11 protein-coding genes are annotated in these 13,822 nt (G+C 71.1%); 8 read left to right on the top strand and 3 right to left on the bottom strand.

All coding sequences use genetic code 11. The features are described 5' to 3' along the window. Positions 1-188: 188 nt before the first annotated feature. Positions 189-1,754 carry an RICIN domain-containing protein gene (locus IF12_RS0111990; protein WP_030158384.1) on the top strand — a complete coding sequence of 522 codons (1,566 nt, stop codon included), beginning with the start codon at positions 189-191 and terminating at the stop codon, positions 1,752-1,754. Between the two features lie 57 nt (positions 1,755-1,811). Here IF12_RS0111990 and IF12_RS0111985 read toward each other — a convergent pair whose 3' ends face one another. Then, positions 1,812-2,771, bottom strand: a complete 960-nt coding sequence (locus IF12_RS0111985; RefSeq protein ID WP_030158382.1) for an ROK family glucokinase — start codon at positions 2,769-2,771, stop codon at positions 1,812-1,814. Positions 2,772-3,099: 328 nt separating this feature from the next. Here IF12_RS0111985 and IF12_RS0111980 point away from each other — a divergent pair, with 328 nt between their 5' ends. Genes IF12_RS0111980 through IF12_RS0111970 form a run of 3 tightly spaced genes read left to right on the top strand, consistent with a single transcriptional unit; the run spans position 3,100 to position 7,385 of the window. Then, the gene (locus IF12_RS0111980) at positions 3,100-4,908 is read left to right on the top strand and encodes a long-chain fatty acid--CoA ligase (RefSeq protein WP_030158381.1); all 1,809 of its coding nucleotides are present in this window, start codon (positions 3,100-3,102) and stop codon (positions 4,906-4,908) included. 16 nt (positions 4,909-4,924) lie between these two features. After that, entirely contained in the window at positions 4,925-6,688 is a 1,764-nt protein-coding gene (locus IF12_RS0111975; RefSeq protein ID WP_081913516.1) for a GAF domain-containing sensor histidine kinase, read from the top strand. A 13-nt stretch (positions 6,689-6,701) separates the two neighbouring features. Beyond that, positions 6,702-7,385: a response regulator transcription factor gene (locus IF12_RS0111970; protein WP_051704283.1), complete on the top strand. Its 684-nt coding sequence runs from the start codon at positions 6,702-6,704 to the stop codon at positions 7,383-7,385. 85 nt (positions 7,386-7,470) lie between these two features. Here IF12_RS0111970 and IF12_RS0111965 read toward each other — a convergent pair whose 3' ends face one another. Beyond that, the gene (locus tag IF12_RS0111965) at positions 7,471-8,607 is read right to left on the bottom strand and encodes a glycosyltransferase family 4 protein (RefSeq protein WP_030158375.1); all 1,137 of its coding nucleotides are present in this window, start codon (positions 8,605-8,607) and stop codon (positions 7,471-7,473) included. 474 nt (positions 8,608-9,081) lie between these two features. Between IF12_RS0111965 and IF12_RS0111960 the strand changes: the two genes are divergently transcribed. After that, positions 9,082-10,377, top strand: a complete 1,296-nt coding sequence (locus tag IF12_RS0111960; RefSeq protein ID WP_051704281.1) for an NYN domain-containing protein — start codon at positions 9,082-9,084, stop codon at positions 10,375-10,377. A 3-nt stretch (positions 10,378-10,380) separates the two neighbouring features. On the opposite strand, the gene IF12_RS0111955 is transcribed toward IF12_RS0111960, so the two are convergent. After that, the gene (locus tag IF12_RS0111955) at positions 10,381-10,803 is read right to left on the bottom strand and encodes an RDD family protein (RefSeq protein ID WP_030158371.1); all 423 of its coding nucleotides are present in this window, start codon (positions 10,801-10,803) and stop codon (positions 10,381-10,383) included. Between the two features lie 431 nt (positions 10,804-11,234). Between IF12_RS0111955 and glnA the strand changes: the two genes are divergently transcribed. The 3 genes from glnA to IF12_RS0111940 all read left to right on the top strand — a co-directional run bounded on the left by glnA (position 11,235) and on the right by IF12_RS0111940 (position 13,750). Continuing rightward, positions 11,235-12,659, top strand: coding sequence for a type I glutamate--ammonia ligase (gene glnA, locus IF12_RS0111950; protein WP_030158370.1), 1,425 nt, complete (start codon positions 11,235-11,237; stop codon positions 12,657-12,659). Between the two features lie 93 nt (positions 12,660-12,752). Beyond that, positions 12,753-13,445, top strand: a complete 693-nt coding sequence (locus IF12_RS0111945; RefSeq protein ID WP_030158368.1) for an AzlC family ABC transporter permease — start codon at positions 12,753-12,755, stop codon at positions 13,443-13,445. Beyond that, entirely contained in the window at positions 13,442-13,750 is a 309-nt protein-coding gene (locus tag IF12_RS0111940) for an AzlD domain-containing protein (protein ID WP_030158366.1), read from the top strand. Before IF12_RS0111945 ends, IF12_RS0111940 begins: the two co-directional genes overlap by 4 nt. The last annotated feature ends 72 nt before the right edge of the window (positions 13,751-13,822 follow it).

Below are 13,822 nucleotides of genomic sequence, written 5' to 3'. Positions count from 1 at the left end.
TCCGGCGCTGAGCTGCGGGGCGGCGGGCCCGGGGGTGGGGATCCCCGGGCCCGCCGCCCCGCTTCGAATTCGACCGGGGTAGCGCTTTCCAATCCGGGCGCCGCCCGCTATGATCCCTTTAGATCGATTAATATCAATATCTCGATTGAATCGATTCACCGGTATCCACTCCGAAAGGAGCACGACCAATGACCCTCACACCGAGGCGACGACTGCGCCTCCTCATCGCCGCGCTCGCCGCCGCCGTCACCGGCATCGCCATCGCGTTCTTCGCGATTCCGCAGGCGAGCGCCGTGGAGACGGGCGTCTGGTACAAGATCGTCAACCGCCAGTCCGGACTGCCCATCGACGTCCTCAACCTCTCGACCGCCCCCGGCGCCGAGGTCATCCAGTGGAACGACACCGGGGCGGCGAACCAGCAGTTCCGGTTCATCGACTCCGGCGGCGGCTACTACCGCATCCAGGCCCGCCACTCGAACCTCGTGCTCGAGACCTACGAGTGGAGCGCCGCCAACGGCGCCACCATCGCGCAGTGGACCGACCTCAACGGCACCAACCAGCAGTGGCGGGTCCAGGAGAGCGGCGGCTACGCCACCTTCGTCAACCGCCACTCCGGCAAGGCCCTCGACGTCTGGGAGAACTCCACCGCCCCCGGCGCCCGGATCTCGCAGTACGACCCGACCGGCGGCTACAACCAGCAGTTCCAGCTCGTGAAGGTCGACGGCGGCGGCGGGACCCCGAGCCAGGGCTGCGGCGCGGGCTCGCCGGACGCGACCGTCACCGGCTCCAGCGGCAACTACACCACCACCAGGGGCGGCTCGAACGTCTACTCCGGCTCCGACTACCGCGCGGCGATCCAGGCCGGCGTCGACGCCATCTCCAGCGGCCAGCGCGTCGCGGTCATCGCCTCGGGCTCGATCGGCGCCAACACCATCACCATCCAGAGCGGCAAGACCTTCGAGGGCTGCGGCACCATCGACGTGGGCAACCGCTCCGGCCGGGGCGCGATCGAGTCGATCGACACCTCAAACGTGAGCATCCCGTACCTGACCATGACCGGCAACCCGTACTTCGGGCTGCGGTTCTCGGGGACCAACGGGCTGAACCTCGGCGACATCACCATGAACCTGAGCGGCGGCATGGGCATCCGCTTCGACCGGGACGCCAACTGGAACTACAACGTGACCATGGGCGACATCTACGTCTCGGGCGCGGGCAGCCACGCGGTGGAGACGTTCAAGATCGACGGGCTCAACATCAACAGCGTGACCGCCCGCAACGTCGGCGAGTCGGGCCTGCTCATCCAGGAGTCGCGCAACGTGTGGGTCGGCACCGTCGACGGCGACAACGTCGCCGCCGGGACCGGCTACGCGACGCTGCGGTTCGCGAACAACAACGGCCAGAACGCGAACGGCAACTACAACACCAACGTCCACATCGACAACGTCATCTCGCGCGGCGGCGGCCGGGGCATCTTCTGCGTCTCGCAGTCGGGCGGCACGGTGATCGAGAACGTGAACCTGTCGGGCAACGGCAACAACTCGATCCTCATCGAGAACTGCTACAACTTCTCGATCCGCGCGGGCACGGTCAACGGCGGCGGCGAGGTCCGCCTCGCGGCCCGCGACGAGTTCCCGAACAACCGGGACGTGTGGATCACGTTGACGGTCAACAACACCACGGTGCGCGAGTCGCCGTGCGGGACCAACATCAACTGGAACATCAGCGGCAACGCTTCGGTGAACGTGTGCTGAGCGGTGCATGAGCGAAGGGCCGGAGCTCGCGCTCCGGCCCTTTTCACGTGCGGTGGCCTAGGGGACGACCTCGCGGTGGCGGGCGAGGTCGGCCGCGCCGATGACGCCGGCCTTGGAGCCGAGCTCGGCGGCGCGGACCTCGGCGACGGGCACTTCGGCCCGGTTGGCCAGGGCCGCGAGGTAGTGCTTGCGGATGGGGTCCAGGAGCAGGTCGCCGGCGTCGACGACGCCGCCCGCGAAGAGGATGACGCCGGGGTCGATGAGGTTGACCATGTCGGCGGCGGAGTTGCCGAGGTAGAAGCCGATGGTGTCGAAGGCGGCGAGGGCGATCTCGTCGCCGTCGCGGGCGGCCTCGGTGACCTGGCGGCCGCTGATGGCGTCGGGGTCGCCGCCGGCGAGCTTGAGGAGGGTCGCGGCCTTGGCGGGGTCGGCCTTGGCGCCTTCGCGGGCCGACTGCGTCAGGGCGCGCCCGGAGGCGTACTGCTCCAGGCAGCCGATGCGCCCGCACCCGCATTTGCGGCCGTCGGGCATGACCGAGCGGATGTGGCCGATCTCGGCGGCGACGCCGTGGGTGCCGCGCAGGAGGTTGTCCTTGACGACGATGCCGCCGCCGACGCCGGTGCCGATCGTGTAGAGCACCGAGGAGCGGTGGTGCTTGGCGGCGCCGAAGCGGTGCTCGCCCCAGATGGCGACGTTGGCGTCGTTCTCGACGACCACGGGCAGGTCGATGACCGCGGCGACCTTGTCGCGCAGCGGCTCGTCCTTCCAGGACAGGTTGGGGGCCAGCATGACCGTGGAGCGGTCGGAGGAGATCCATCCGGCCGCGCCGATGCCGACCGCCTCGATCTCGCGGCCCTCGCGCAGCTCTTCGACGACCTCTTTGACCGCCTGGATGACGCCTGTGGTGTCGTCCGCCGGGGTGGGGCGCCGGGTGCTGGCGAGGACGTTGCCGTCCTCGTCCACGAGCCCGCCGCCGACCTTGGTGCCCCCGATGTCGACTCCGATAGTCAGACTCACTGCTGTCCCTCCAGCGGTTCACGGAATGAGGCGTTGGCTGCCACGCGACGCTGCGGGCCACCGACAGACTTTACGGCACGATTAACTCGCGAGGAAATCGGCTGATCCATCCCTCTTGGCGAAGGTACCACCGGGGGTGCGGGGCGCGACCGGCTCGGATCACGGAGCGTGCCGACGCCTATCGCCCTCGGCGGCCCTGCTCCGCTAGGCTGCCACTAACATCATGGTCCGCCTCACAGTCCCTCTTCCCTTGGAAGTTGACCCGCCGGTAACATGAATGTGAGCCACTTTACAAAGCCGTGAATATGGCGTCATGAAGGAGCATTCCATGCGCGAGTTCGCCGTCCCCCCCGTGGTGACAGTGCCCGACGAAGACAACACCCTCACCGCGCTGTGGGACGCGGCCGACAACCACCCCGAGTCCATTCTGTTCATGCGCAGCTTCGACGACGGCGCCACCTGGCACGACGTCTCGGCCCCCGCGTTCCGCGCCGAGGTGATCGCCGCGGCCAAGGGCCTGGCCGCCGCGGGCGTCCAGCCCGGCGACCGCGTCGCGATCATGTCCTCGACCCGCTACGAGTGGACCCTCCTCGACTACGCGATCTGGGCCGCCGGCGCGGTGACCGTGACGATCTACGAGACCTCCGCGCCCGAGCAGGCCCGGTGGATCCTGGAGGACTCCGGTTCGGTCGCCGTCATCACCGAGACCCCCGAGCTGACCGCCCTGGTCGAGGGCCTGAACACGGCCGTCAAGCACGTCTGGACCATCGACGACGGCGGCATCGAGGCGCTCGGCGCCCTCGGCGAGGGCGCCGAGGTCGACATCGAGGAGCGCCGCACCTCCCGCAAGGCCGAGGACCTGGCGACCATCGTCTACACCTCCGGGACGACCGGGCGCCCCAAGGGCTGCATGCTCACCCACCGCAACCTCCTCGCCGACATCCGCAACGTCATCCCCGAGGTCCCGACCGTGCTCTACGAGGGCGCGCGGATGCTGCTGTTCCTCTCCCTCGCGCACGTCCTCGCCCGCATCCTCCAGATCGCCGGGATCGAGTCGCGCACGACCATCGCCCACGCCGACCGCACCCGGCTGACCGCGGTCATGCCCGTGGTCAAGCCGACCACGCTGCTGGCGATCCCCCGCGTGTTCGAGAAGGTCTACGCCGGGGCGTACCAGAAGGCCGTCGACGGCGGCAAGGGCCATCTGTTCGAGAAGGCCGCGGCCACCGCCAAGGAGTACAGCCGCGCGCTCGACAAGCCCGGCGGGCCCGGCCTCGGCCTCAAGCTCCGCCGCAAGCTGTGGGACGTCCTGGTCTACTCCAAGATCCGCGCGGCCGTCGGCGGCGAGTGCACCACCGCCGTCTCCGGCGGCGCGGCCCTCGGCCCCGAGCTGGGCCACTTCTTCCGCGGCGTCGGCATCACCATCTTCGAGGGCTACGGCCTCACCGAGACCTCGCCGGTGCTGTCGCTGAACCTGCCCACGGCCACCAAGGTCGGCTCGATCGGGCGCCCGATCCCCGGCACCGCCCTGCGCGTGGCCGACGACGGCGAACTCGAGGCCAAGGGCCTCCAGGTCTTCCCCGGGTACTGGAACAACGACGCGGCCACCGCCGAGGTGCTCGACGAGGACGGCTGGTTCACCACCGGCGACATCGCCGAGATCGACGACGACGGCTACGTGACCATCACCGGCCGCAAGAAGGACATCATCGTCACCGCCGGCGGCAAGAACGTCGCCCCCGGCCCGCTGGAGAAGATCCTCGACGCCCACCCGCTCATCGCCTACGCGATGGTCGTCGGCGAGGGCCGCCCCTACATCGGCGCGCTCATCTCCATCGACGGCGACCTCCTGCCCGACTGGCTCAGCCGCCGCGACAAGGACCCGGCCACCGCGATCGCCGACCTCACCGACGACGCCGAGCTCCTCGCGGAGCTCCAGGCGAAGGTCGACGAGGCCAACGCGACGGTCTCCCGAGCGGAGCAGATCAAGCGTTTCCGGGTCATTCCGGTCGAACTGTCCGAGGACGCCGGGGAAATCACTCCGTCAGTCAAGGTCAAACGACACGTTGTCATGGAAAAATACTCAAGCGAGGTGAACGCGCTCTACGAAGAGGCGCACCACGTCGAGAAGAGCTGAGCAGCGAGGGGGCCCTGTGGGCGAGGAGGCGGCACTCGAACGCCAATGGCGACTGCCGGCCGTCGCGCTGCGGGGCGTGCTGTTCGCGCTCGTCGCGGTCTTCGGGTGGGCGTCGGTGGGCATCGCCGACGCCGCCACCTGGTGCGGCATCCTCGCCCTGGCCGCGCTCCCGGGCGTGGTCCTGCCGCGGCACCGGCTCCTGGCGCCCGCCGGGCGCCTCGCCGAGGTCGTCGTGGTCGTGCTCGGGACGCTCGCCACCGGCGGGCTCCCGGCCTGGATGCTCCCCTACCTCATCGCGCCGTTCGCGGCCGCCGCGTTCGACGCGGCCGGGCACGCCGCCGGGGACGAGGGGCACTACGGCCGGGTCCGCTCCTGGGGGCCGCCGGTGCTCGTCGCGGTCGCCGCCGCCGGGCTCGTGGCCCAGACCCCGCGCCTGCCGACCTACGACCGCGGCACCTACGTCACCACCGTCGCCGTCGCCCTCGCGTTCGGCCTCGCCTCCGCGGTCGGCGCCTGGTGGCTGCGCCGCTCGCGCTCCTCGGACCTGCACCACTCCCAGCTCCCCTACGCCGAGGCCGCGGCCCTGCTCACGCAGCTGCGGGTCGTCGCCAGGCAACTGCCCGGATCGACCCTCGACCCGGGCGGGATCGCCACCGAGATCGTCGACGCCGCCTCCCGCATCCCCGGGGTCGAACGCGCCGCAGTGCTCTCGGCGGCCTCGGGCCGGCGCCTGGTCGTGCTCGCCCAGCACGCCGACGAGCGCGTCGACTGGGAGACCTCCCCGCAGCTCAACTCGCTCCTGGCCGACGCCTGGGCCGGCCAGAAGCCCCAGGCCGGGCAGGTCCCGCTCTCGCGGTCCACGCAGGGGCCGGTCGCGTCCCTGGTCATCCCCCTCATCGCCGAGGGCCGCACCGTCGGGCTCATCGCGATCGAGTCCGACGACCCGGCCGCGTTCGGACCTGAGACGATCACCGCCGCCGAGGAGCACACCAAGGGCACCGCGCTGCGGCTGGAGACCGCGCTCCTGTTCGAGGACGTGCGGTCCATGGCGACCACCGAGGAGCGCCAGCGCCTCGCCCGCGAGATCCACGACGGCATCGCCCAGGAGCTGGCGATGCTCGGCTACGGCATCGACAACGCCATGGCGATCCTGCCGCCCGAGGCCGGGGAGGCCAAGGGCGAGCTCGAGGACCTGCGCTCGGAGGTGACCCGCCTCGTCACCGAGCTGCGGTTCTCCCTGTTCGAGCTGCGTTCGAACGTCGACCGTCAGGGGGGACTGGCCTCGGCGATCGCGGACTATGCTCGTACTGTGGGCGCTTCCGCCGGTCTGCGAGTGCATCTGTCGCTCGACGAGGGCGGGGCGCGCCTGCCCGCGAGCACCGAGGCCGAGCTGCTGCGGATCGCCCAGGAGGCGATCACGAACGCCCGCAAGCACGCCAGGGCCGAGAACCTGTGGGTGACGTGCGAGGTCGACCCGCCTTACACCCGCATCGAGGTGACCGACGACGGGCAGGGCCTTTCGGGGGAGGCCTCGGAGGGCCGCTACGGACTGGCGATCATGAGCGAGCGGGCCGAGCGCATCCGCGGTTCGCTGGAGATCCGCCCCCACCAGCCGCACGGGACGACGGTGGCGGTGGTGCTCAACGCGGGGGCGCGGCCCACCCCGCGGGCCGAGACCCCCCGGCCGGGGTCCGCGGCCTGGGCGGCGGCCGACCGCGCCGCCCGAACCGGACAACCGGCACGACGTCCCGACCACGGTGGTGGCCGTGGCAGCCAATGAGGAGAGAGACGCCATGAACGCTGACGCGCTGGAGACGACCGGTCAGAGCGGCGGTCAGACGACCGTCTTGATCGTCGACGACCACGACCTGATCCGCAAGGGCCTCCGGCATGCCTTCGACAGGGACCCCGAGTTCGAGGTGGTCGGCGAGGCCGACACGGCGGCCGACGCCCTGCGGCACGCCGCTTCGCTCATGCCGTCGGTGGTGATCATGGACCTGCGCCTGCCCGACGGGTCCGGTCTGGACGCGACGCGCAAGCTCCGCAAGGCCCACCCGAACATGGGGATCGTGGTGCTGACGATGTACGCCGGGGACGACCAGCTCTTCGGCGCGCTCGACGCGGGCGCCTCGGCGTTCGTGCCGAAGTCGGCCCCGGCGAACGACGTGGTGTCGGCGGCGCGGCACGCGGCGGCGAACCCGACGGCGTTCAGCGCCGCGGACCTGGCCGAGGCGATGCAGCGGCGCCTGACGCCGACCGGTCCGCAGTTGTCGCCGCGCGAGTCGCAGGTGCTCAAGCTGCTGGCGGACGGACTGTCGGTGGCCGGGATCGCGAAGCAGCTGTACGTGTCGGAGTCGACGGCGAAGACGCACATCTCGAAGCTGTACGAGAAGCTCGGGGCGGGCAACCGCGCGCAGGCGCTCATGACCGCTTTGAAGCTGGGCCTCCTGGAGGCCCCGGACCAGCCGAAGTTCTAGGCGGTCCACTCCCCCGCACGTCCCAGGGTCTGCCGGTCGCCTTCCGCGGCCGGGCAGGCCCTTTCCCTTTGCCGCCGCCGGCCGCTCAGACGGTCTCGCCGTAGAGCATGCCCTCGAGGCGCCCGGCCTGGCGCTCCCAGGTCCATTCGCTCAGGGCCCATTCGCGGCTGGCCGCGCCGAGCCGGCCCGCCAGTTCGGGGTCGCTGAGCACCTGGGTGAGCCGGTAGGTGAGTTCGCCGAGGTCGCGGCCGTCGACGACCCAGCCGGAGCGGTCGTGCAGGACCGTGTCGGGGGCCCCGCCGGAGTCCCCGGCGATGACCGGGAGGCCGCACGCGGCCGCTTCGAGGAAGACCGCGCCGAGCCCTTCGACGTCGAGGCCGGCGCGCCTGGTGCGGCAGGGCATCGCGAAGACGTCGCCGGCGGCGAAGTGCATGGCGAGCTCGTGCTCGGGGACGCCGCCGGTGAAGACCACGGCGTCCTCGACGCCGTGGCGGCGCGCGAGGTGGCGCAGGCGCGGCTCGTAGGGGCCCTGGCCGACGATGAGGAGGCGCACGTCCTCGCCGACCTGCGCGCGCACGTGCGGCAGGGCCGCGATGAGCTTGTCCTGGCCCTTGCGGGGCACGAGGCGCGAGACGCAGACGATCACCGGCAGGTCGCCCAGGCCGTGGCGCTCGCGCACGGGGGTGCCGTCGACGTCGGGGTGGAAGGTCTCGGCGTCGATGCCGAAGGTGAGCTGTTCGAGGCGGGTGAGCGGGGCGGCGACCGGCGCGATGCGCCGGTAGGTGTAGTCGCCGAGGTAGGTCATGACGTCCAGGCCCGCGGCGATGCGGCCGAGGAGGCGGCGCGTGCCGGGCATGGCGGCCCAGCCGACCTCGTGGCCGTGGGTGAGGGCGATGGCCCGCTCGATCCCGGTGTCGTGCTTGAGGCCCGCGGCGAGGAGGCCGAGCGGGGCGGCGGCGCCGAACCAGACGCGGTCGCAGCGGTGCTCGCGGGCGAGGTCGGTGACCGCGCGGGCGACGCGCGGGGTCGGCAGGAGCATGGCGGTGCGGTCGCGCACGACGTCGAAGGGCTGGGCGGCGTCGAACTCGGCCCATCCCGGGGAGGTCGAGGTGTAGACGACCAGGTCGTCCGAGGGCAGCCTGAGGGCCATACCGTGCACAAAGGTCTGAATGCCGCCCCGGCGGGGCGGGAAGTCGTTGGTCACCAGCAGCGTGCGGCTCATCATGACCCCCTTCATGATCGCTCCAGTCTGTCACGAAGAGGAGGCGAGGGAGGCGATCCGGGATGTCCGCGGGGTGAAGGGCAGCGGTCGCCAGTGCCGCGCTGTGACGGCGATGGCACACTGGTGCCTATGTTGAGCGGGGACGAGAGCGGCGACGAGGGCCCTGGCCTGGGGTCGGGCCCGGAGCGTGCGGGCGCCGCCGCGGAGGGCCGCGCCGAAGGGGGCGAGGCGGACCCCGCCGAACCCGAATCCGACACTCCGGGCCCTGCCGTAGAGGACCCCGCTGCTGAGGACGCTGCCCATGAGAATCTTCCCGCTGAGACTCCCGCGGCTGAGAACCTTCCCGCTGAGGGCTCTGCCCCTGAGAACCCTGACCCTGAGAATCTTCCCGCTGCGAACCCCGCGGCTGAGAGCACTGCCGCCGAGGAACCCGCCGACGAGGACCCCGCCGCCGGCGGTCCGGCCGACGCGGCGATGGTGGTGTTCCTGACCGAGCCGGTGCGGCGCAGGGCCGTGGAGATCGCCGCGGTCGCGATGCCGGGGCTGGCGCCCGGGCGCGTCCCGGCCCGGCTGCGCCGCTTCCTCAAGTTCAGCCCGGTCAAGCGCGCCAAGCTCGCCAGGGGCGACCTGGCCGCCGCGCTCGACGGGGACGCCGAGTTCCGCGCGGGCCTCGCCGAAGTGCTCGTCGCGACCGACTCGCCGCTGGTGCGGTCGGTCACCGGGCACGTCGCGGGCGAGACGGTCTCCCCCATGGCCGATCCGACCGAGGTCGCCGCGCTCACCTACCTGCTGCGCCCCGAAGGCTGGCGCGAACTGCTCGCCGCCGCGCTGGACGCGATCAGCGACCCGCCCGAGGCCCCGGCTTCCGAAGGGCCCGATCCTGCCAGCGCGAAGCGCCTGGCGGCCTTGGAGAAGGAGAACGGGAAGCTCCGGTCGGCGCTGGCCGACCAGCGCACCGCGGCCGCGACGCTCCAGGAGGAGGTGCGCCGGGTCCGCCGGGAGCTCAAGGAGGCCGAGGACCGTGCGGCGAAGGCCGTCGGGGACCTCGCGGCCGGGCGGGGGCGGCTCAAGCACCTCGACGCCGAGCGGCGCTCGGAGCGGCGCCGCCTCGAATCTGAGATGGAGTCGCTGCGGGCCGGGATCGAGCGGGCGCGCAAGGCCGACCGGGAGCACGAGCGGCTGGCGTCCTCGCGGCTGTGGCTGCTCATGGAGACGCTGTCGGGGACGGCCACGGGGCTGCGCCGCGAGCTGGGGCTCGAACCGGTCGACGAGCGTCCGGCCGACTATGTGGCCGAGCAGTACTGCGCCGAGCCCGAGGAGCGGCCCTTCGAGGGCTCGCGCGGTCTGGAGCAGACCGATCCGCAGCGACTCGATCATCTGCTGAAGCTGCCGAACCCGCATTTGATCGTGGACGGCTACAACGTGACGATCTCGGCGTGGGGCGAGACGCTCACGCTCGAGCAGCAGCGCAACCGGCTCGTGCAGGGCCTGGGCGCGGTCGCGGCGCAGACGAACGCGGAGATCACCGTGGTCTTCGACGGCGCCGACGCGGTGTTCGGGGCCAAGCCGTGGGCGCGGGGCGTGCGGGTGCTGTTCAGCGCCAAGGGGCAGATCGCCGACGACGTGGTGGTCGAGCTGGCCGAGGTCGAGCCGGAGGGCCGGCCGGTCATCGTGGTGTCCTCGGACCAGGAGGTGGCGATGCGGGTGCGCCGCGAGGGCGCCTACCCGGTGCCGTCGCCGCTGCTGGTGCGCTGGCTCCAGCGGTCCTAGGTCCTAGGACCGCTGGAGCATCACCGAGTCGGCCGCGAGGTCATGCAGGCCGCGGTGGTAGGGGTGGAACAGGGCGGTCAGGGCCGGGAGCACCAGCGAGAGCAGGACGGCACGCAGGATCGACCGCCACAGTCCGAGCGGGCCGCCGTGGGAGCCCGAGACGCAGGTGATGCGCATCAATCCCATGCCGAGGGTCTGGGTGCCGACGGCGAGGCTGAGGGCGTAGTAGAGCAGGAACAGGCCCAGGGGCACCTGGTTGACCTCTTGGAGGTCGGCGCGGAAGCCGGTGAGCCAGTCGAGGCCGTAGGACAGGAGCAGGCAGGCGGTCCAGTCGATGAGGAGGGCGACGAAGCGGGCGCTCAGGGGCGCGAGGTCCTGGCCGGATCCAGTGGTCTGGGGGGATTTCGCACCGCGTTCGCTCGTCATGGCGCGAGTCTACGACCCGCCTTCGGGGGCGGGTCCGGCCGCCGTAGGTGCGGGGGCCGTGTTCCGGTCGTGGTTCGTCCGTGATCGGATCGTGAACCGAACTTGCGTGCCCTCGCCCCGTTTGCACCTACCTGAGCTGTGGGTTCTGCGGTCGGTGAATCGGGACGCACTTTGCAAGTAACACGCACGAAACATTTGATTTACGATCAGGCAATTGATCACGGTTAGCGTTTCGCCTAATAAGCTTAGGCGTCGACAGCGAGGTCGGCCCGACTGGCAAGCGACTTTCGAGCCAGCCAGAGCCCGTCGGCGCGATCGCGCGGGCCGCGAGGTGGCACTCGCGGCGGCGTTCGCGCCCGACGGTCTGCCTAGTCGCCGGGGGCCGTATTCCGGAGTCCTCCTGGCACTCACCTACCGAGAGGAATCACTTCGTGTTCTCCAGCCCTGAAGAACTCCTCGGATACGTCCGCGACAACGACGTGAAGTTCATCGACGTCCGCTTCTGCGACCTGCCCGGCGTCATGCAGCACTTCAACATCCCGGCCGCGTCCTTCGACAACGACCTCCTCGAAGAGGGCCTCGCCTTCGACGGCTCGTCGATCCGCGGCTTCCAGCAGATCCACGAGTCGGACATGCTGCTGCTGCCCGACGTGGCGACCGCGTTCATCGACCCGTTCCGCGAGCAGAAGACCCTCGCGCTGAACTTCTTCATCCACGACCCGTTCACGCGCGAGGCCTACAGCCGCGACCCGCGCAACGTCGCGAAGAAGGCCGAGCAGTACCTCGCCGGCTCCGGCATCGCCGACACCGCCTACTTCGGGGCCGAGGCCGAGTTCTACATCTTCGACTCGATCCGCTTCGACCAGAACGCCCACGAGGGCTACTACCACATCGGGTCCGTCGAGGGCGCCTGGAACACCGGCGCCGAGGAAGAGGGCGGCAACCTCGGGTACAAGCCGCGCCACAAGGGCGGGTACTTCCCGGTCGGCCCGGTCGACCACTTCGCGGACCTGCGCGACCGCATGGTCACCAACCTCATCGACGGCGGCCTCACCATCGAGCGCGCCCACCACGAGGTCGGCACCGCGGGCCAGTCCGAGATCAACTACCGCTTCTCGACGCTGCTGCACTCGGGCGACGACGTCCAGAAGTTCAAGTACATCATCAAGAACACCGCGACCCAGGCCGGCAAGACGGTGACGTTCATGCCCAAGCCGCTGTTCGGCGACAACGGCTCCGGGATGCACACCCACCAGTCGCTGTGGGCGAACGGCGACCCGCTGTTCTACGACGAGACCGGTTACGCCGGCCTCTCGGACACCGCCCGCCACTACATCGGCGGCCTGCTCAAGCACGCCCCGAGCCTGCTGGCCTTCACCAACCCGTCGGTGAACTCCTACCGCCGCCTGGTGCCGGGCTTCGAGGCGCCGGTCAACCTGGTCTACTCCCAGCGCAACCGCTCCGCGTGCACCCGCATCCCGGTCACCGGTTCGAACGCGAAGGCCAAGCGCGTCGAGTTCCGCGTGCCGGACCCGTCGAGCAACCCGTACCTGGCGTTCTCGGCCATGCTCATGGCCGGCCTCGACGGCGTCAAGAACAAGATCGAGCCGCCGGCGCCGGTCGACAAGGACCTGTACGAGCTCGGCCCGGACGAGTACGGCGACATCCAGCAGGTCCCCGGCTCGCTCGACCAGGTCCTCGACCACCTGGAGACCGACCACGACTTCCTCACCGAGGGCGGCGTGTTCACCCCGGACCTCATCGAGACGTGGATCTCCTACAAGCGCGAGAACGAGATCGACCCGATCCGCCTGCGCCCGACCCCGCACGAGTTCGACCTCTACTACGAGGTCTAGACACGCCGCGCCGAGGGGCGCGTCCGGTGCTCTGCACCGGGCGCGCCCCTCGAACGTTTGGTCAGGCCCGCGAATCGGGGGCATACTCGCCCGGTGCCTCCCCGCTTCCTCCCCGAACGCGACCGCGACCTCTGGCGCGACGCGACCGCGATGTCGCTCGGCATCTGCATCGTCGGCGTCTCCTTCGGCGCCCTGGCCACCGCCGCAGGACTGCCGTGGTGGATCCCCGTCGGGATGTCCCTGCTGACCTACGCGGCCACCTCCCAGTTCGCGATGCTCGCCGTCGTCCTGGCCGGAGGCGGCCTCCTCGCCGGACTCGCCGCCGGCGTCCTCGTCCACCTGCGCCACATCCCCTACGGGCTGGCCGTGGGCGACCTCTACTGGAACAAGTGGTGGACGCGCCTCCTGGGCACCTTCATGCTCATCGACCAGTCCACCGCGTTCGCCCTCGCCGCGGGCGAGGACAAGCGGCGGGCCAAGGCCGCGTACTGGATCACCACCGCCGTCATGTTCGTCGCCTGGAACGCCGGCACCGTCATCGGCGTCCTCGCCGGCGGGTTCATCCCCGACCCGGACGTGTTCGGCCTCGACGCGGCCTTCCCGGCGCTCCTGCTCGCCCTCGTCATGCCCGCCCTGAAGGACCGCGCGACCCTCATCGCGGTCCTCGTCGGCGCGGGGATCGCCGCGGGCACCGCGCCGTTCCTGCCCACCGGCGTCCCGGTGCTGCTGGCGATCCTCGGCGTCCTCGCGGCCTGGCCGCGCGGCGGCAAGGAGGCCGCGGCATGACCATGGCAGCGGTGCTCGCCCTCGCCGTCGGCGTCTTCCTCGTCCGCCTCGCCGGCCCGGTCATGCGCAGCCGGATCAAGGTCACCGAGCGCAGCGAGACGCTGATGAAACGCGGCGCGACCGTGGTCCTCGCGGCCCTCGTCGTCACCGGCGCGCTCTTCACCGACGGCGCCTTCGCCGGCTGGGCACTCCCCGCCGGGGTCCTCGTCGGCGGGGTCCTCGCCTGGAGGCGGGCGCCGATCCTGGTCGTCGTCATCGCCGCCGCGGGCACGACCGCGCTGCTGCGCCTGGCCGGAATCGCCTAGCGGCGCAAGCAGTTCCGAGCACCGCCGGGCCCGGTGGGATTCGCCTTGCCCGCCGCCGGGCCGCGCGTCATA

The sequence above is a fragment of the Glycomyces sp. NRRL B-16210 genome, assembly GCF_000719515.1.
GTDB lineage: Bacteria > Actinomycetota > Actinomycetes > Mycobacteriales > Micromonosporaceae > Glycomyces.
Note: the sequence above shows the minus strand (reverse complement) of the source record. Positions and strands in the feature narration are given on the sequence as shown.